We start from the raw sequence: 19,242 nt of genomic DNA, 5'->3' as shown, positions 1-19,242 counted from the left end.
CACCTTGCGGTAGGGCGAAGGGCACCAGTGGATGGGTGCCCTTTGCTTTTTGAAACAAATCAGAGGTGCTGCCGGTGGCGGGGTGACGGCTCACCGGGGGTAGACTTCCTGGCGAATTCAAAAGGGAGTCGATGCATGAGCGCTGAACAACAAGAACCACAAGCGCCGGTGGCCCTTCCTTCGGTAAAGGATGACCGTTTCGAGGAAGTGCTCAGGTTGATTCAGGATGCCAGGCAGCGTGCGGTGCAGGCGGTCAATACGCAATTGATCGACCTGTACTGGCAGGTTGGGGCCTACATCAGCCACAAGCTGGAGCGGGCGGAATGGGGCGATTCGGTGGTCAGTCAGCTGGCTGCTCATCTTGCCCAAACGCAGCCTGGGCTACGAGGTTTTACGAGACCTAACCTGTTTCGGATGCGCCAATTTTATGAAGCCTATCGCCATGACGAAAGAGTCTCGGCACTGCTGAGACAATTGCCATGGACCCACAACATGATGATTCTCAGCCAGAGCAAGCTCACTCAGGAGCGCGAGTTCTACCTGCGCATGGCGATTCAGGAAAGGTGGTCAAGCCGAGAATTGGAAAGGCAACTCAAGGCCTCGCTTTTTGAACGCAGTGTCGCAAACCCGGCCAGGGCTTCGGCAGTATTGCGTCAAGATTATCCGGCAGCCATGGAGGTTTTTCGGGATGCCTACATGGTGGAGTTTCTCGGGCTAACGGGGGATCATGCAGAAGCAGACCTACATGGCGCGCTGATGAATCGGCTCAAACAGTTCCTCATCGAACTGGGCCGCGACTTCTGCTTCGTCGGCTCTCAGTACCCGCTTCAGGTCGGTGGCCGCGACTTCGCACTGGATTTGCTGTTCTTTCACCGCGGCCTCAACTGCCTGGTAGCGATAGAGCTGAAGGTCGGCCGCTTCGAGCCCGAGTACCTGGGCAAACTCGATTTCTACCTGGAAGCGCTTGACCGAAACGAGCGCAAGCCGCATGAAAACCCTGCGATTGGCGTGTTGCTGTGCGCCAGCAGGGACGATGAGGTGGTCGAGTACGCGCTTAATCGCAGTTTGTCGCCAGCACTGATTGCGGAATACCAGACACGCTTGCCGGACAAGGCCTTGCTGCAGGCCAAGCTGCATGAATTCTACGCCTTGGGTGCTGCAGGCGATCACTGATCAGGCACCGCCTTTCACGCTCTGCACATAACGCATCACCGCCGGCGCTTTATCGAAGCGCCGGTGAATCAGGCTGAGCCATGAACTGGCGTGGCAGTCGACGATCCGCCGGTAGTTCACTTGCGGCAGGCAGATGCGCTGCACCACCGATTCCGGCACCACGGCGATGCCCTGGCCGAGAGACACCAGGGTAATCACCGCCACCAGGCTGCCGGGCTGCGGGCCAAGCTGCGGGACGAAGCCACCTTGCGCGGCGACCTCCAGCGTGCCGGATATCTGCTCGGGCAGGATGAAGGTTTCATTGGCCAGGCGCGATGCCGGGATCTGAGGCACTTCATTGATCCGTGAATGGGCGGGCAGGGCAAGGACGAAGCCCTCCTGGTGCAGCGCAATGGCTTCCAGCTCTTCCGGCAGTTCCATCGGCGAGCGCACATACGCAAGGTCAAGCAGGCCATCACAAACCCTGGCGGGCAGTTCGGCCATGGGCAGTTCGCGCATGCTCAGGCGTACCTCGGGGCAGGCTTCGCTGAAGCGAAGCACTTGCTGCTGGAGCATGCCCGAGTAGGCGGCCGAAGCCACGTAGCCCAGTTCGATACGCCCGCTTTCGCCACGGGCGGCGCGTTGTGCCCCCAGTTGCGCCGCGTCGAACTGACGCACGGTCTGTTCGGCTTCGATGAACAGGGCCTGGCCGGCGGCGGTCAGGTTGACCTCGCGCTGGTTGCGCTCGAACAGGCGAACGCCCAGTTCGCGCTCCATGTCCTGGATCTGCCGGCTGAGGGTGGGCGGGGCGATGCCCAGTTGCTCGGCGGCACGGGTGAAATGGCCATGGCGGGCAACGCAGAGGAAATAGCGGAAATGGCGGATTTCCATGGGTGTTACCTGCAGGGTAATGACGGGGGCCGCCGAGGCTAACAAGGCGTTGGGTTGGCAGCGTTATGGTGAGGCCAACACTACAAGCCTGGTGGCCTGGGGGCAAAGATTACCTGGGAGATTGGCGGGGCCGCTTTGCGCCCCAGGCGATCCTGCAGGCAAACCGCCTTTCAGGCGAACCAGCCCACCCCCCGGAGCCCTGCCATGCCTTCTGCGCGTTTTACCCTGCTCACTGCCTCCCTGGTCTGCGCCCTGATCATCCTCGACACCAATATCGTCGCAGTCAGCCTGCCCAGCATCGCCCGCGACCTGTCCGGCTCGTTCGCCGATATCGAATGGGTGGTCAGCGCCTACCTGCTGGCGTTCGCCGCCTGCCTGCTGCCGGCCGGCAGCCTGGCCGACCGCTTTGGCCGGCGGCGCATGCTGCTGCTCGGCCTGGTGCTGTTCGGCATAGCCTCGCTGGCCTGTGGTGCCGCGCCCACGCTGTTGTTTCTCGACCTGGCCAGGGCAGCCAAAGGTGTGGGCGCCGCGTTGCTGTTGACCTCGGCCCTGGCGGCGATCGGCAACCGCTTCCACGAGCCGCAAGAGCGCATGCGCGCCTGGGCCTTCTGGGGCGCATGCATGGGCGCCACCATCACCTTTGCGCCACTGCTGGGCGGGGTGATCGCCAGCACCTTGGGCTGGCGCTGGATCTTCTATATCAACCTGCCCCTGGTGGTGCTGTTGGCGCTGATGGTGCTGCACAGTGTCGAGGAGTCGCGTGACAGCGCAGCGGCGCGGCTCGACCCGTGGGGCAGCCTGACCTTCGCCGGCAGCCTCGGCTACCTGATCTGGGCGATGATCGATGCCAACCAGGTGGGTTGGGGCAGCGCGCAAACCCTTGGCCGTCTGGTGATCAGCGCTTTCCTGTTCGGCCTGTTCGTCATGGTCGAGCGCAGCCAGCAGCGCCCGATGATCGACCTGCAGCTGATGCGCAGCGGGCGTTTCGTCGGCGCCTTGCTGGGCATGTTCGCCTACGCTGCCTGCGCCCAGGTGATGATGACCCTGCTGCCGCTGTACCTGCAAAACGGCCTGCAGCTGTCGGCGCTGGCCGCAGGCGCCGGCATGCTGCCATTTGCCGTCGCCATGCTGCTGACCCCGCGCGTTGGCATGCGCTTGGCCGCGCACCTGAGCCCGGCGCAGGTGTTTGCGCTGGGCCTGGTGCTGGTTGGCATGGGCAACCTGCTGTGTGCCTGGGCCACGCGCCAGGGCGGCTATGGCGCGTTCGCCCTGGCCAGCCTGGTGCTGGGCGCTGGCGCCGGGTTGCTCAATGGCGACACGCAGAAAAACATCATGGCTTGCGTGCCGCGTGAGCGCACCGGCATGGCCTCGGGGCTGAGTACCACCACGCGGTTCGGGGCAATCGTGCTGGCCATTGGTGTACTTGGCGGCGTGCTGGCCGGCCGTAGCGGGCAGCTGTTGCACGAGGCCATCGCCGCCGTGGCACCCGCGCACTCGGGCCAGGTTGCGGCAATGGCGACACGGGTTGCCGCAGGCGACCTGCAGGCCGCCCTGGCGCTGCTCGAACCCGCCCAGCGCGAGGCCGTGGCGCCCCTGGCCCGGCAGGCATTCATCGGTGGTTTCGAGGCCGTGCTGCACACCGCAGGTATTGCCGCACTGGTCTTCGCAGTGCTGGTCGGCCTGTTGCTGTCTCGCCCGCCAATCCCGCTTGCAACGGATACCAGGCAGGTGGGCCAGGACGCTGCATAGGCTACCCTCAGATGGCGCATTGCAATTAACTGTCCCCCGCGCACAACTATTTCATCCGGCAAATGTCATTCACAGCAGGCCGGCCAATTTATGGGGAAGCCGGCCTTTCAGCCCAGGAGCTAAGGTACATGGCAGCACTGCACGGCAGCACATCGGAAGCGATCAAGAACAACCAGGCGCAATTGCAGAAAGAATGGCTTTCTGGCCTGGAAACCAACGGCGCCACGCGAAATATCAAGGAACAGGTACTCGCACAGGAAACTCGCGAATTCCTGCAATTGCTGGTCGAGGGCCTGCTAAGCGAAGGCGGCAGCAACCTGGCTGCAACGGGCTGGGAAGGGGTGCGCCGTTTTCTGGAAAAACTGTCCGTCTCGCGCGCGCAGCTGGGGCATGACTCGCACCAGGCCGTGTACTTCATCTTTGCCCTGAAGGGGCCACTGTTCGGCCTGTTGCAATCGCACTTCAGTGATGAACCGGCGCGCCTGGCCGAGCAGCTGTGGGCGATCTCCGAGCTGATCGACGGCATGGGCATGCACACCATCCGCACCTTCCAGAAAACCCGCGAAGACGTGATCAAGCGCCAGCAGGAAGAGCTGCTGGAACTGTCCACCCCCGTGGTCAAGCTGTGGGACGGGGTACTCGCCCTGCCGCTGATTGGCACCCTGGACTCGCAACGCAGCCAGACCGTCATGGAGTCGCTGCTGCAGCGCATCGTCGATACCGGCTCGGAAATCGCCATCATCGATATCACCGGCGTTCCGACCGTCGACACGCTGGTGGCGCAACACCTGCTCAAGACCGTGACCGCGATCCGCCTGATGGGCGCCGATTGCATCATCAGCGGGGTGCGCCCGCAGATCGCGCAAACCATCGTCCACCTTGGCCTGGACCTGGGCACCCTGACCACCAAGTCCAACCTTGCGGATGCCCTCAAACTCGCCCTTGCGCGCCTGGGCGGCGACATCGGCAAGCAGGTATAAGCCTATGGAGCGCATTCCGATCCTGCAGATGGGCGAATTCCTGCTGGTGACCATTCAGGTGGACATGCACGACCAGCTGGCGCTGACGCTGCAGGAAGACCTGACCGACCGCATCAGCCATACATCGGCCCAAGGTGTGCTGATCGATATTTCCGCACTCGACATGGTCGACTCCTTCATAGGCCGGATGATCGCCAGCATTTCCGGCCTGTCGCGCATCATGGATGCCGAAACCATGGTGGTCGGCATGCAGCCGGCCGTGGCCATTACCTTGGTCGAACTCGGCCTTACCCTGCCGGGCGTCAGTACGGCACTGAATGTGGAGCGCGGCATGCAAGTGCTGCGTCAACGTGTGAGCCGAAAATGAATGTTCGCGAAAGCGGCAGCCATCCTGTGCGCATAGAGCAGGATGTAGTGTTGGCGCGCCAATTGGCGCGCAAGTTGGCCGGTGAATGCGGCATGCGCCTGGTGGACCTGACCAAGCTCGTGACCGCCGTCAGCGAGCTGGCTCGTAACACGGTGGTCTACGGCGGCGGCGGCGACATGGACTGGCAGGTGCTGGAGGATGCCGGGCGTGCAGGGCTGCGCTTGCTGTTTCGCGATGAGGGCCCGGGCATTCCCGATGTCAAGCTGGCGCTGACCGATGGCTGGACCTCGGGCAGTGGCCTTGGCCTGGGCCTTACCGGCGCCCGACGGCTGGTCGACGAGTTCGAGCTGGACACGGCCCCCGGCCTGGGCACGCGTGTGACGATCACCCGATGGGCATGAATATTCACGCTACCGCGACTCAAGTGCTGCGCCTGGACGACCCCAGCGACGTCGGCCATGCCCGACGTACTGCACAAAAGCTGGCCGAGCGACATGGCTTTGAGCCGGAAGAGGCAGGGCGTGTGGCCCTGGTGGCCACCGAGCTGTGCAGCAATGTCCTCAAGCATGCCCGCCATGGCGAGCTGCACATGCGCGTGCTTCCCCGTAAGCAAGGCGCCTTCGCCATCGAGCTGCTCACCGTGGACCGGGCCCAGGGCTTCGATGCCCACAGTTGCCTGGCCGATGGCTATTCGACGGCGGGCACCCAGGGTATCGGCATGGGGGCCATGGTGCGTCAGGCCCAGGTGTTCGACATGTACGCAGATGCTCGCGGAGCCGTGGTGCTGGCGCGCCTGCACAGGACGCTTGACCGCGGCGCAGACCTGCGCTGGGGCGTCAGCCAGCATGCCCTGCACAACGACCCCGCCTGCGGGGATACCTGGCACCTGGCTATCGATGGACAATGCATCAGTGCACTGGTGATCGATGGTCTGGGGCATGGCCCTGATGCCGAAGTGGCGGCCAAGGCGGGCGCCGCCGCATTTGCCGAAGCGCCGTATGGCGACCCGTTGCAACTGTTGCAGGCCATGCACCAGGCCATGTCCGGCACCCGGGGTGGGGCTACGGCGGTGGCGCAATATGACCGTGCCCATGACCGCCTTAGCTTCACCGGCATCGGTAACATCGGTGCAAGCCTGGTGGCCGGGGCACAAGTGCGCGGCCTGGCTTCGCTGCCGGGCATCGTGGGTGGGCAGTTCAGGAAAGCCCAGGTGTTCGACTACGCTGAGCTGAATGGAAACCTGTTGATCATGTACAGCGACGGCCTGCAGTCCCGTTGGAACCTGAAGGACTACCCTGGCCTGGTGCACCGCCACCCGGCCGTGATCACCGCCGTGCTGCACCGCGATTTCTGCCGCGGCCGCGATGATGTGACGGTGCTGGCCGTCGACCTGGAGGCCGCGCATGTCTGATGCACAACTGATAGCCCGGCTGCAGGCCGAGAACGACGCCTTGCGCGCCGAACTGGAGGAAACCAACCAGGGCGTGCTGGCGTTGTACGCCGAGCTGGACATCCAGGCCGAGCAACTGCGCCAGGCGTCGGACCTGAAAAGCCGCTTCCTGTCCTACATGAGCCACGAGTTCCGCACGCCGCTGGGCTCAATCCTGAGCATCACCGGCCTGCTGACCGATGAACTGGACGGGCCCTTGTCGCAAGAGCAGCACCGCCAGGTGACGTTCATCAGCACCGCCACCCGCGAGCTGTCCGACATGGTCGACGACCTGCTCGACCTGGCCAAGATCGAAGCCGGGCGCATCACCATTTCGCCCGCCTGGTTCGATATGCTCGACCTGTTCGCAGCCTTGCGCGGGATGTTCCGGCCGATTGTCGATGTCACGGCGGTCGACCTGATTTTCGAAGAGCCGGTGGGGTTGCCACGGCTTTACACCGACGACAAGAAACTTGCGCAAATCCTGCGCAACTTCATCTCCAATGCACTGAAGTTCACCACCCGCGGTGAAGTACGCGTGTCTGCCGAGTTGCTGGGCAACGACATGATCCGCTTTGCGGTCAACGATACCGGCATCGGCATTGCCCAGGAGCTGCTGGGGACCTTGTTCGAGGACTTTGCCCAGGTCGACTCGCCGCTGCAGAAGCGCCTGCGCGGCACGGGTCTGGGCCTGTCGTTGTGCAAACGCTTCGCCATGCTGCTGGGTGGCGAAGTGGGTGTGCACAGCGAGCCAGGGGTCGGCTCATGCTTCTTCGTGATCATTCCTCTGGCCCTGGCCCAGGAGAACGTCGATGAAACCTGATGTGCGCCTGCTGATCGTCGACGACAACGTCGCCACCCGCTACGCCCTGCGCCGGCGCCTGGCGGTGCACGGCTACGAAGTGATGGAGGCGGGCACGGGCGGTGAAGGGCTGGCGATGATCCGCGACCAGCAGGTGGACGCACTGATCCTGGATGTGAACCTGCCGGACATGAGCGGTTTCGATATCGTCAGGTTGCTGCGCGAGGACGCGCGCACCGCACTGCTGCCGGTCATCCACGTGTCGGCGGCGTCGATACTGAGCGGCGATATCATCACTGGCCTGAACGCCGGCGCCGATGCCTACCTGGTCCACCCGGTGGACCCTGAGGTACTGGTCGCCACCCTGCGCACCCTGCTGCGTGTACGTGATGCCGAGCGTGCGCTGCGTGAGAGCGAGGCGCGCTTCCGGGAGATTTTCAGCAGCGTGTCGGCCCCCATCGCCGTGCTCGATGCAGAACTGAAGGTGCATGAATGCAATCAGGCGTTCAGCCACCTTACCCAGGACAACCGCGATGCTGCGCAGCTTCGGGAGTGCTTCGCCGAGGGCCAGGCGGCAGCCCTGGACGCCCTGCGCCAGCACCTGTTGGCCGGCGAGCGCTGGAAAGGCACCCTGAGCATGCAAGTGCGGGGGCACTTGCGCGAGACCGAGTGGCAGCTGTCACCCTACCAGGCGACGGGGCTGTGCCTGGTGTTCGTCGAAGACGTCACCGAGCACCGTCACCGCGAGCGCTCGCACCTGGCCCGCCTGGACGTTGCCACCAGCCAGCTGGCGCGGGAGGTGGCCGAACGCGAGCGCACCGAGGCGCAGCTGCTGCAGCTGCAGAAAATGGACGCCCTGGGCAGCCTGACCGGCGGCATCGCCCACGACTTCAACAACCTGCTTACCGGCATCATCACCAGCCTGGAACTGATCCGTAAACGGGTGGCGCAAAACCGTGTCGAGATGGTGCCCAAATACGCCGAGGCCGCGCTGAGTTCGGCCACCAGCGCCGCGTCGCTCACCCACCGCCTGCTGGCCTTCGCCCGCCAGCAGCCGCTGGACACCCGCCCGATCGATGTCAACCGGCACGTGCGTTCGCTGGAAGAGCTGCTGACGCGCACCATTGGCGAGCGAGTGATGCTGACCCTGGAATTGTCGCCCCAGCCAGCCATTGCCCTGGTCGATCCGGTGCAGCTGGAAAGCGCCGTGCTCAATCTGGTCATCAACGCCCGCGATGCGCTGTGCAAGAACGGCCAGATATGGGTCAACACTGCCGCGACCTGGTCCCACGGCAACCCCAACCTGCTGGATGGCCCGTACATTGCGGTGAGCGTGCGCGACGATGGCAGCGGTATCCAGCCCGAACTGCTGGAGAAAGTCTTCGACCCGTTCTTCACCACCAAACCCGTGGGGCAGGGCACTGGCCTGGGCTTGTCGACCATCTATGGCTTCGCCCGCCAATCGGGTGGGCATGTGGTATTGAGCAGTGTGGTCGGGCAGGGCACCGAAGTGACGCTGATGCTGCCCGCCAGTGCCGAGGCCGCTGTACACGTCGAGCGCGACAGCGGTCTGGACCTGCAAGGCAACGGCGAGCACGTGCTGGTGGTAGAGGACATGGCCTCCGTGCGCCTGTCGGTGGCCGAGGCGCTGACCGATGCGGGGTATCGCTGCAGCCTGGCCTCGACCACCGACGAAGCGCTGGCGTTATTGGGCGGCGACTCCAACCTGGACCTGATGCTGACCGACGTCGGCTTGCCGACGTTGAGCGGCCGCGAACTGGCTGACCTGGCACGGGGCTACCGGCCGGATCTGCCGGTGTTGTTCATGACCGGCTATGCGGATGCGGCACTCGACCGCCAGGCGTTTCTAGGGGTTGGCATGGATATGCTGTTGAAACCGTTTCAATTGGCAGAGTTGCTTGGGAAAGTCCGCCAGGCGGTACGCAAGGGCTGATGACAAAGCCATGCTTTGCACTTGATTACCCGGGTCGATAATATTTCCGGGCGACATTCAAATGGCATCATAAGTGATGCCAATTTAATGGCAATTAGTGTTCTTCAAGAAAATGGAGTTTCGGATGCAAGACCCGGCCAAACCAGCCCAGCAAGATATCGAATTACCGAATGGCGTCTTCCCGCCGATGCCTGGGTATACCAACGAAAACCTGCTCGAAGTTGTAAACACGCCTGTTGTGGCCTTCCTTGAGGCGCTGCAAGCCGACCCCGGGTTCATTCGGGAAACCAGCATCGCGCTGGTCACCCACTTGTGGGCCGACTTGCAACGGATGGGCATCGAGTACCAGATTTCGACCTGGTACCAGACGCCGTATCAACACCCGGAAACCCGCGCGCGCAATATCAGCAGCATGGCGCTGCAGCTGGGCAGCTTTGCCGCGCAGTCGGCGTTCGAATCGTTGCAGGGCTCGCCGCTGATGAACGAGGGCGATGATCTTGTGCGAGCGTTTACCGACAAGGCGGCGTGGGGCATACATGATCATATCGTCAGGCTGAATGACCAAACGCTGACCAACCCTGAAGAGCTGATGGGGAAGAAGGCGGAACTGGTGCGTGACGAATACTCGGATTACGTAAGCGCGCCGTTCGAACTTACCCCGAACGTGTTGCCTCCGATGGCAGGTTATACCCTCGACGATTTACTGGCGGCTGTACTAAGTCCGATCGCAGCATTTCTGCAACATCACAATATCGAAAACAGCCAGATTGACGATAGCGTGGGGGCGTTGAAAGCTCAGTTGAGCAAAAGTTTCGAAAAGAACGGTATTGCCTGTTTGATTGCCTTCTATTACCTGCAGCCATTGGCTGACCCAGCACGCCGCGCACGCAATATCGCTGGTTTTGCAGAAACGGCCGAGGGTGTAGCGATGGAAGCTGCGGCCGACGCGTTGCAAGACTCACCCTTGCAGGAGCAGGGCGACGCCTTTTGCTGCGAGCTGTTCGAAATGGCTGGCAACGCCATCAAGGCACACATTCTGCAGCTGAATGATGCCACTGCCGATGCGGGTTCAGCGCCGTTGCGTTGACGCGGCCCGTGTTCAGCGCTTGAGCTCCCTGCTTTAGCAACTTGCCTATTTGGCCTCGGGCCAGAGCAGTGCCTGCGCCACAATCACGGTTTCACCGTTGAAGGTGAGCGCTGGCGAGCCGTGCAGCTGGTAGCCCAGTTCCAGGGCGGCGCTGACCCGGCGGCAGAAGTTCACATCGTCGGGGCCGGTCAATACGCGGTAGATTGGCAGGCCGTCTGGGGGTTGGGTCATGCGGGAAGTCCTTGTCAGTAGTGGCAACGCGCAACCAGTCTAGCACTGTAAAACTCCCTGAAAATAAATGAGGTGTTTTCTCATTCTCGTTCGGCTTGTAGAAAAGGCCGGAATACAGGCCCGTCTGCCGACCCTCTACGGAGCGAGAAAATGAGTTTTACCCCGGTTCCACAGCGCCATCCATTGAGCCGTGCTGTGCACGCTGCTTTCCTTGGCCTGGTTGTCAGCAGCTGTGCGCTGCCTGCGCTTGCGCACGCTGCAAACGCTGAGCAAAACAACCCGGTGCAGCAATGGAACATTCCTGGTGGCCCACTGGCCCCGGCGCTTGACCACTTTGCGCGCCAGGCGGGGATCAGCTTGTCCTTCGACGCAAAGAGCGTAGCCAACCGCGACACGGCGGGCGTGCAGGGTACGCTGGGCACCTCGGCTGCACTCTCGTCGTTGTTGCAGGGGACCGAGCTTCAGGCGGAGCAGCAAGGCCCGAGTGCTTACCTGGTAAAACCACAACCAAAGCCAGCCGGCCCGCTGGAAATTGGCGCTACCGAGGATTATCGCCTGGCGCCGCTGATCATCAATGCCAAGGTCAAGGCCAGTGCCGATGATGACCTGAACTCGGTGGTCGCCCAGGAGCTTTGGGTAGGCGGCAAGGTGGCGACCAGCATCCGCAACACGCCTGCATCCGTGTCTGTGGTGACCCGCAAGGAAATGGAGCAGCGCAGTGTCAGCACCACGGAAGAGGCCCTGCAGTACACCCCGGGCGTAGTCAGTGACTTCTATGGCTCGGATGATCGCAACGACTACTTTCAGATCCGCGGCTTTCAGGCCACCACTTACCGTGACGGCCTGACCTTGAGTTCGATGCGCGGTGTGCGTGAAGACCCTTATGCCTACGAGCGCATCGAGATTCTGCGCGGCGCCAACTCCACCTTGTTTGGCCCGGCAGACCCAGGCGGCTCGGTGAACTTCGTGACCAAGCAGCCGCGCTTCGAGCAGTTTGGCCAAGGCTACGTGACCTATGGCTCGTATGACCATGCCGAGACCGGCATTGACGTGGGCGATGCCCTGAACGACGACCAAACCCTGGCCGGCCGATTCACTGCCAAGATGCAGAACAGTGACCGCGAGTACGACCACTCGCAGGACGACAACCGGTTCATCATGGGCGGCCTGACCTGGGCGCCAACCGATTTCACCTCGGCCACCGTGATCCTGGACTACCTGAAGACCAACAGCTCGCCGAACAGCGGTGGCTACCCGCTGGACAAGGAATACGACCGCAGCGACTTCTTTGGTGAGCCTAGCTACAACTTTCATGATGTGGAGCGCACCAGCCTCAGCGGCAACATCACCCACGACTTCGACAACGGCTTTGTGCTGCGCAGCAACCTGCGCTATAGCGAGCTGAGCGATGACTTTGGCTATGTCTACCTGAGCGACAGCGCCGCACGTGTGGGCACCACCATCCCCCGCTACGTGTTTGGCACCGACAGCGAAGCCGATCAGCTCAACGGCAACCTGATGCTGCAGTACGACGCCCGGTTCGAGCACATCGACAGCAGCACCCTGGTGGGTGTGGAGTACCTTGATTCGACGACCAAACAGAGTTCGGTTTACAGCCTGGCGCCTTCCATCGACATCGCCAACCCGGTGTTCACCGGCGTTCCGGGGGGCGTCACGCCTTATACCCGCAAGCAAAATGACGCCACCACCAAGGCGGTGTTCCTGCAGCAGAACCTGTCGTTCTACGACCGTCTGATCGCCACGGCGGGTGTGCGCAATGACTCGATGGACCTGTCCAGCAAGGAGTACGTGGGCGGGGCACAGAAGCAAAGCGACAACTTCTCCGAGACCTCATACCGCGGCGCACTGACTTACATCGTCAATGATGAAGTCTCCACCTACGTAAGCATGGTGGAATCGGTGTCGCCACCCCAGGTTGGCGTAACCCCGCAGACCGGTCGGCAGTACGAAGTGGGCGTGAAGTACTCGCCTGTGGGCATGGACGCATTGTTCTCCGCCGCCGTTTACGACCTGACCCAGGAAAACGTCACCATTGCCGTGGTGCTGCCCAGCGGCATCATCGAGCAGCAAACCGTTGGCGAGTCACGCGCGCGCGGCCTGGACCTGGAAGGCAAGGCGCAAATCACCCAGAACCTCAGCCTGATCGGTGCTTATTCCTACATGGAGACCGAGGTGCTGCGCGGGGCGTTGTATGACGGTTCTTCGCTAAAGGGCAAGGAGTTTACCGTCGCGCCGAAGCATACCGCCTCGCTGTGGAGCTACTACGACATTCCCGACATTGACGTGAGCGTTGGCCTGGGTGCACGCTATGTGGGCGGTTACTACATGGATGCAGCCAACACCAAGAAAAGCGACGGCACCACGCTGTTTGACGCGGCGTTGAACTACAAGATTGCCAAGGGCACAGACCTTGCGCTGAATGTCAGCAACCTGTTTGACGAGCAGCATGTGGTGGGGTCCGGGACGGCGAATTATTACAACCCGGGGCGCGAAGTTACGGCCAAGTTGAGTTACAGCTGGTAAGCGAGTAGCGATGGCACCGGCTGCGGCATGATCCAGAATCCTGTAAAGACCCCTGTGGGAGCGGCTTCAGCCGCGAACACCGGCGCAGCCGGTGCCATCCACCGCGTCACACACTTAGCGGGCGAGCCCACAGGTTCATACGCGCCTTTCAGGGTCTAACGCTTCATGCCCAGCTCTGCATCATCCAGCAGGGCCTTACCCAAGGCGCACAGGTAATGCGCGGCCCAGATCAGCTGCGGCTTATCCTCCATCAGCCCGTCAATGGTCAGGTCACGCGCGTAGCCCATCAGCTCGGAAGCCTGCTCGCGGGCGTTCTGGCAAGGAATGCCAGCTTCGATGCGGAATAGTGCATGAGTCTGGTTTTCGCCTTGAAAGAAGATGGTTTTCCCGACGGTGCAGTTCGTGTCTTCGGTGGTCATTGGTCTATCTCCCTGGTCTTGTTGTTGTCTGGGCGGGCCCTATCGCCGGCAAGCCGGGCTCCCACAGGTTTTCGCTTGGCCTGCGATTCAATGCATCGGATTCAGGGAGGTGGTGGGGTGGGTCGGGGACTATCTTCAGCATGGCATGGCTCCTGTCGTAGTGAAGCAACCACTCACGGCGGCTAAACAGTAAGGTGGCAGCTGTACGCGGGTTAGCCGACCGGGACGTCAGGCACCCGGCGCACCCGAAGGTGCCCCACGCACAGCCGCCATAAAGCGCCAATGCCGATTGCTCGGAATTGCACGGCTGTGTTGTCTGACGAAATCGGGCGGCTAAACCCGGTCGTTGAATGCCAACGACACGTCGAGACTAGAGACCACATTTACCGTGTGCAACGGAAAACAGACGCTGGGAGTATCTTTGGGAAACGCCCTACAAGGAAGGGGTTAAATCCGACTTTTTGACCCGCAGATCGCAAAATCCAGGCACAAAAAAAGACGCCCGAGGGCGTCTTCTTTCTAGGATTTGGTGGAGCCGGGGGGATTTGAACCCCCGTCCGCCAGTACTCCGCTGTCGGTACTACATGCTTAGCCGTGTCTACTGATTTAATCCGCAGCCGCCCGACGGGCAGGGTGCTTTGGATGAGTTGTGTAAGTTTTAGTCACTTCGCCCACAACGTGCTACGCGACGATCCTGTTCTGTATGACAATCAGTTCGGGTTTACAGGCATCCCCTAATGATTGCTGGAGCCGAAGCTACCAGAAGCAACGGGTCAAGAGGGCCGCTTACGCAGCCAGCTTGAACTCCGCGCCGTAGTTTTCGTCATTGGCAACTATAAAAGTTGCAACAGTGGATTTACGAGTTCTGTTACCAACTCGGCATGCACCTAGAGTTTCGCTACCGGCGTCGAATCCTAATCGGCCCCACACTAGCGTTACGCTAACGCACCTTACGGTACGTGGGGTGGAGTATACGCCATTGCGCGGGCGACGTCGACAGCCGGTCCGGTCGCCCGCAACGAGGCATCAAGTACCGCTACCACCGGCCGAACCGCTGCCTTTGTCGGTTTTTTCCAGACGCTCCAGCACCTTGCTGGTAATCGCGATGCATTCCTTGGTGTCGCCTGAGGCCTGGGCGGCCTTGGCTTTGTCGACGTGTTCGGTCACGGCCTTGTCCATGCCTTCGGAGGTGGCGCCGGCGGTGGCCATGCTGTCATCGATCTTTTGCAGGTTGATGGTGCAGAGGTCTTCGGCGGCGAACGCCGGCGAAGCCAGCAGGGTTGCGGCCGCGAACAGGGCCGAAAGCGCGGTACCTTTCATGGGAGTCTCCTCTGGGGCCTCGGGAAGGTGGGCCTGTAAGGTGGACTGCGGGGTATTGGCGGGGGTTCAATCGGGATGGTGGTCGCGAGGATGGTGAGTGTGGAGACCACGTGCGCTGCAACCTGTAGGAGCGGCCTTGCGTCGCGAAAGGGTTGCGAAGCAGCCCCAGGATTTCAACGTTTGTGCATAGATCGGGGCCGCTTCGCGGCCCATCGCGACACAAGGCCGCTCCTACAGAGGACGCGTTAGTCGGTCACAGACTGCGTGGGCGGGTCACGCGGTCGACCAGGTAGACCAGCCCGTGGTAGTCGATGCCGCTGTGGCTGCTCAAGCCGATCTCGCAGGTACGGCTGGTGGAAATGCCTTCGGCGCAATACTGCACCGCATCCTTCAGGCTGCGCAGCGAATGGGCATTAAGCTCGGGAGTGGTGAAGCCCTTGTCGCCAGCGAAGCCGCAACAGTGAATGCCTTCCGGTATTACCACTTGCTTGCTGCAACGCCGCGCCAGGTCGATCAGCGCCTGGCTTTCGCCCAGGTGCTGGGTGCTGCAGGTCACGTGCACGGCCACCGGCTCGTCCTGGGGGGTGAACTCCAGGCGGTCGAGCAGGTGGGTGCGGATGAAGCGCACCGGGTCGTAGAGGTCCAGCCGGGTTTCACCCAGGTCTTGCACCAGGCGCAGGGTGCAGGGGCTGGTGTCGCAGTAGATCGGGTCAAGGCCGCCACGGCTGGCGTGCAGCAGTGCGTTGATCAGCTCCTGGCGCTTGTGTTCGGCCTGCTCGGGGTAACCCTTGGAGGCGAACGGCTGGCCGCAGCACAGGCTGTCGGCGTTTTCGGGGAACACCACCTGGTAGCCGGCCTTTTCCAGCAGGGCGCGGGTCTTGTCCAGCAGCGAGCTCTGTTCGCGGTCGGCGTACGCCGGGCCCATGACGCGCGACACGCAGGCGGCCAGGTAAACCACGCGCGGGCGGGCGTCGTTGCTGGCCGCGCTGAACTGCAGCGGGCGCAGCGGTTGTGGCATGGCCGCGGTCCACTGCGGCAGGCGGCCGTTGCTGGCTTTGCTCATGGATGCGCTCAGGCAAGCCAGGCGGGGCGCGCCGAGCAGCTTGCGTGCAGTGTTGGCGGCGGTCAGGGTCAGGCGCGCGCCGCCCAGTGCTGTGTTGAAATGCTCGGCGAGCCATTCGGCTGTTTTTGGGTGGCCGGCAGCCTGGCTGCGTAGCTTCTTGACCAGTTCGCCGGTGTTGATTCCGACCGGGCAGCGTTGCGCGCACAGCCCGGTGGCGGCACAGGTGTCGATGCCTTGGTACTGGAAGGTCTTCATCAAGTCGCCGGTGTCGATACCGGCGCGTTGCCTGGCCTGGATGTCGCGCCACATGACGATGCGCTGGCGCGGGCTGAGGGTCAGCCCCTTGGACGGGCAGACCGGCTCGCAGAAACCGCATTCGATGCACTTGTCGACGATTTCGTCGGCAGCGGGCAGCGGCTTGAGGTTTTTCAGGTGTATATCCGGGTCTTCGCTCAGCACCACGTCGGGGTTGAAGATGCCGTTGGGGTCGAGCAGGCGCTTGAGCTTCCACATCAGCTGGTAGGCATCCTGGCCCCATTCCAGCTCCACGAACGGCGCCATGTTGCGCCCGGTGCCGTGCTCGGCTTTCAGCGAACCGCCGAACTCCACCGCCACCAGTTGCGCCACGTCATCCATGAATGCCTGGTAGCGGGCCACTTCTGCGGCGCTGTTGAAGCCTTGGGTGAAGACGAAGTGCAGGTTGCCTTCCAGGGCATGGCCGAAAATGATCGCTTCGTCGTAGCGGTGCTTGTCGAACAGCTGAATCAGCCGGTTGACCCCTTCGGCCAGTTGCTCGACGGGGAAGGTCACGTCTTCGATGATGACCGTGGTGCCGGTCTGGCGCACGGCGCCGACGGCGGGGAAGGTGTCCTTGCGGATTTTCCACAGCTGGTTGTACACCGCCGGGTCTTCGCTGAAGTCGACCTGCTGTTCCAGCGGGAAATCGGCGATGGAGGCCATTATCTGTTGCAACTGTTCGTGCAGCAGGCTCTGGCTGGCGGCGCGTGATTCGATCAGCAGGGCGCAGGCGTTGTCCGACAGGCCTTTGACCCACAGCGGCATGCCCGGCATGTTCTGCACCGAGCGCAGGCTGCGGCGGTCGAGCAGCTCCACGGCGGACACCGGCTGGCGCTTGAGCAGGGGCACGGCGCGACAGCAGCTTTCGACGCTGGGGAACACCAGCAAGGCGCTGGCCTTGTGCGGGTGGTCGGGCACGGTGTCGTAGGTGACGGCGCTGATAAAGCCCAGCGTGCCTTCGGAACCGACCAGCAGATGTTGCAGGATATCCAGCGGCTGGTCGTAGTCCACCAGCGCGTTCAGTGACAGACCGGTGGTGTTCTTCAGTCGGTACTTGTGCCGGATGCGCTCGGCCAGTGGGGTGTTGGCACGGGTTTCACGGCCCAGGCGGGCCAGTGATTCCAGCAAGTCAGCGTGGCTGCTTGCAAAGGCTTCTACGCTGGCCGGGTCTTCGCTGTCCAGGCGGGTGCCGTCGGCCAGCACCAGGCGCAGGCCGGCCAGGGTGTGGTAGGTGTTCTGCGCGGTACCGCAGCACATGCCGCTGGCGTTGTTGGCGACGATGCCGCCGATTTTGCAGGCGTTGATCGAGGCCGGGTCGGGGCCGATCTTGCGCCCGAAAGGGGCCAGCCAAGCGTTGGCCTGGGCACCGATCACGCCCGGCTGCAGGCGAATCTGCTCGCCCTGGCCACGAATCTCGCGACCGTTCCAGTTGTCGCCGAGCACAATCAGCACCGAATCGCTGATGGCCTGGCCAGACAGGCTGGTGCCGGCGGCGCGGAAGGTAACCGGCACCCGCTCGCGCTGAGCCAGCTTGATCAGGCCGACCACTTCGTCCTCGGACTCGACGCGTACCACCAGCTTGGGGATCAGCCGGTAGAAGCTGGCGTCGGTGCCGAAGGCCAAGGTAGAGGTGGGGTCGTCGAACCGGCGTTCGGCGGGGATCAGGCGCTCGGCATCACGCAGAAACGCGGCGGGCAGGCTCATGCAGTCTCCTCGCGGGGCCACGGCGTCTGGCGCGCGGTGTGCCCCGGTCATTCAGGCAGTGGTGGGTGCAGGCGTCAGGCGCCCAGTTCGCGTACCAGCGAGTCGCGGGTGATTTCGCTGATCGACTTGGCACCGGTCAGCACCATGGCTACGCGCATTTCCTTCTCGAACAGATCCAGCAGGTTTTTCACCCCGGCCTGGCCGTGCACGGCCAATGCCCAGAGGAACGCGCGGCCGATCAGTACGGTGTCGGCGCCCATGGCGATCATGCGCACTACGTCGAGACCGCTGCGGATGCCCGAGTCGGCAAGAATCTTGATGTCACCTTTGACTGCGTCAGCGATGGCGGGCAGGGCGCGGGCGCTGGACAGCACGCCGTCGAGCTGGCGGCCGCCGTGGTTGGAGACGACGATGCCGTCGGCACCGAAGCGGACCGCATCGCGGGCATCATCGGCATCGAGAATGCCCTTGATGATCATCGGGCCATCCCAGAACTCGCGGATCCACTCCAGGTCTTTCCAGGAAATGGAAGGGTCGAAGTTGTTGGCCAGCCAGCCAATGTAGTCGGCAAGGCCCGTGGGGTTGCCACGGTAGGTGGAGATGTTGCCCAGGTCGTGTGGGCGCCCCATCACCCCGACATCCCACGCCCATTCGGGGTGGGTCATGGCTTGCAGAACGCGGCGCAGCGGGCCGTTCTTGCCGCTCATGCCTGAGTGAGCGTCACGGTAGCGGGCGCCGGGGGTCGGCATGTCGACGGTGAATACCAGGGTTTTAACCCCGGCTGCCTTGGCGCGCTCCAGCGCGTTGCGCATGAAGCCGCGGTCCTTGAGTACATACAGCTGGAACCACATCGGCCGGTTGATGGCAGGCGCCACCTCTTCGATCGGGCACACCGACACCGTGGACATGGTGAACGGGATGCCATGGGCTGCCGCTGCGCGCGCGGCCTGCACTTCGCCACGGCGGGCGTACATGCCGGTAAGGCCGACCGGGGCAAGGGCCACCGGCATGCTCAGGGTTTCGTCGAACAGCCTGGTTTCCAGGCTGAGTTCGGACATGTTCTTCAGCACGCGCTGGCGCAGGGCGATGCTGGCCAGGTCCGACACGTTGTGGCGCAGGGTGTGCTCGGCGTAGGCGCCGCCGTCGGCATAGTGGAACAGGAAGGGAGGCAGCTTGCGTTGGGCCGCGGCGCGATAGTCGGTAGAGGCAGAAATAATCATGGATTCTCGCAGCGTTGCTTGTGGGGAGTGCCG

The 19,242-nt window shown here is 62.8% G+C and carries 16 protein-coding genes and 1 other RNA gene; 10 read left to right on the top strand and 7 right to left on the bottom strand.

Annotated elements, in window-relative coordinates; all coding sequences use genetic code 11:
- Window positions 1-135 precede the first annotated feature (135 nt).
- Window positions 136-1,173 carry a PDDEXK nuclease domain-containing protein gene (locus AC5O5I_RS24670; RefSeq protein WP_172219857.1) on the top strand — a complete coding sequence of 346 codons (1,038 nt, stop codon included), beginning with the start codon at window positions 136-138 and terminating at the stop codon, window positions 1,171-1,173.
- Here AC5O5I_RS24670 and AC5O5I_RS24665 read toward each other — a convergent pair whose 3' ends face one another.
- On the bottom strand, window positions 1,174-2,043 hold the full coding sequence (locus AC5O5I_RS24665) for a LysR family transcriptional regulator (RefSeq protein ID WP_494511720.1): 870 nt from the start codon (window positions 2,041-2,043) through the stop codon (window positions 1,174-1,176).
- A gap of 204 nt (window positions 2,044-2,247) precedes the next feature.
- Here AC5O5I_RS24665 and AC5O5I_RS24660 point away from each other — a divergent pair, with 204 nt between their 5' ends.
- From AC5O5I_RS24660 to AC5O5I_RS24625, 8 genes are all read left to right on the top strand, one after another.
- A complete protein-coding gene (locus AC5O5I_RS24660; RefSeq protein WP_172219852.1) occupies window positions 2,248-3,792 on the top strand; it encodes an MFS transporter in 1,545 nt (514 codons plus the stop codon).
- Window positions 3,793-3,920: 128 nt separating this feature from the next.
- Entirely contained in the window at window positions 3,921-4,772 is an 852-nt protein-coding gene (locus AC5O5I_RS24655) for an STAS domain-containing protein (RefSeq protein WP_172219849.1), read from the top strand.
- A gap of 4 nt (window positions 4,773-4,776) precedes the next feature.
- Window positions 4,777-5,139, top strand: a complete 363-nt coding sequence (locus tag AC5O5I_RS24650; protein WP_172219846.1) for an STAS domain-containing protein — start codon at window positions 4,777-4,779, stop codon at window positions 5,137-5,139.
- Window positions 5,136-5,540: an anti-sigma regulatory factor gene (locus tag AC5O5I_RS24645; RefSeq protein WP_172219843.1), complete on the top strand. Its 405-nt coding sequence runs from the start codon at window positions 5,136-5,138 to the stop codon at window positions 5,538-5,540. The genes AC5O5I_RS24650 and AC5O5I_RS24645 overlap by 4 nt, the downstream gene beginning before the upstream one ends.
- The gene (locus tag AC5O5I_RS24640; protein WP_172219840.1) at window positions 5,537-6,550 is read left to right on the top strand and encodes an ATP-binding protein; all 1,014 of its coding nucleotides are present in this window, start codon (window positions 5,537-5,539) and stop codon (window positions 6,548-6,550) included. Before AC5O5I_RS24645 ends, AC5O5I_RS24640 begins: the two co-directional genes overlap by 4 nt.
- Entirely contained in the window at window positions 6,543-7,391 is an 849-nt protein-coding gene (locus AC5O5I_RS24635; RefSeq protein ID WP_172219837.1) for a sensor histidine kinase, read from the top strand. The genes AC5O5I_RS24640 and AC5O5I_RS24635 overlap by 8 nt, the downstream gene beginning before the upstream one ends.
- A complete protein-coding gene (locus AC5O5I_RS24630; RefSeq protein WP_172288448.1) occupies window positions 7,381-9,324 on the top strand; it encodes a PAS domain-containing hybrid sensor histidine kinase/response regulator in 1,944 nt (647 codons plus the stop codon). The genes AC5O5I_RS24635 and AC5O5I_RS24630 overlap by 11 nt, the downstream gene beginning before the upstream one ends.
- Before the next feature lie 124 nt (window positions 9,325-9,448).
- Window positions 9,449-10,411, top strand: coding sequence for a hypothetical protein (locus tag AC5O5I_RS24625; RefSeq protein WP_494511719.1), 963 nt, complete (start codon window positions 9,449-9,451; stop codon window positions 10,409-10,411).
- Between the two features lie 45 nt (window positions 10,412-10,456).
- Here AC5O5I_RS24625 and AC5O5I_RS24620 read toward each other — a convergent pair whose 3' ends face one another.
- A complete protein-coding gene (locus AC5O5I_RS24620) occupies window positions 10,457-10,642 on the bottom strand; it encodes a DUF1737 domain-containing protein (RefSeq protein ID WP_172288893.1) in 186 nt (61 codons plus the stop codon).
- Window positions 10,643-10,792: 150 nt separating this feature from the next.
- Between AC5O5I_RS24620 and AC5O5I_RS24615 the strand changes: the two genes are divergently transcribed.
- Window positions 10,793-13,186 (top strand): TonB-dependent siderophore receptor, encoded by a 2,394-nt coding sequence (locus tag AC5O5I_RS24615; protein ID WP_494511718.1) that lies wholly within the window; start codon window positions 10,793-10,795, stop codon window positions 13,184-13,186.
- A 155-nt stretch (window positions 13,187-13,341) separates the two neighbouring features.
- On the opposite strand, the gene AC5O5I_RS24610 is transcribed toward AC5O5I_RS24615, so the two are convergent.
- The 5 genes from AC5O5I_RS24610 to lldD form a co-directional block, all read right to left on the bottom strand.
- Window positions 13,342-13,605, bottom strand: a complete 264-nt coding sequence (locus tag AC5O5I_RS24610) for a DUF3077 domain-containing protein (protein ID WP_494511717.1) — start codon at window positions 13,603-13,605, stop codon at window positions 13,342-13,344.
- A 527-nt stretch (window positions 13,606-14,132) separates the two neighbouring features.
- Window positions 14,133-14,531: a transfer-messenger RNA gene (gene ssrA / locus AC5O5I_RS24605) on the bottom strand.
- Window positions 14,532-14,631: 100 nt separating this feature from the next.
- A complete protein-coding gene (locus AC5O5I_RS24600) occupies window positions 14,632-14,925 on the bottom strand; it encodes a PA2433 domain-containing protein (RefSeq protein WP_494511716.1) in 294 nt (97 codons plus the stop codon).
- 253 nt (window positions 14,926-15,178) lie between these two features.
- On the bottom strand, window positions 15,179-17,989 hold the full coding sequence (locus tag AC5O5I_RS24595; RefSeq protein WP_494511715.1) for an FAD-binding and (Fe-S)-binding domain-containing protein: 2,811 nt from the start codon (window positions 17,987-17,989) through the stop codon (window positions 15,179-15,181).
- Window positions 17,990-18,063: 74 nt separating this feature from the next.
- Window positions 18,064-19,209, bottom strand: coding sequence for an FMN-dependent L-lactate dehydrogenase LldD (gene lldD / locus AC5O5I_RS24590; protein ID WP_494511714.1), 1,146 nt, complete (start codon window positions 19,207-19,209; stop codon window positions 18,064-18,066).
- Window positions 19,210-19,242: the final 33 nt, after the last annotated feature.

The organism is Pseudomonas sp. 9_2_1, assembly GCF_059295275.1.
The sequence above is the reverse complement of the archived record's forward strand: the minus strand, read 5'-3'. Positions and strand labels throughout refer to the sequence as shown.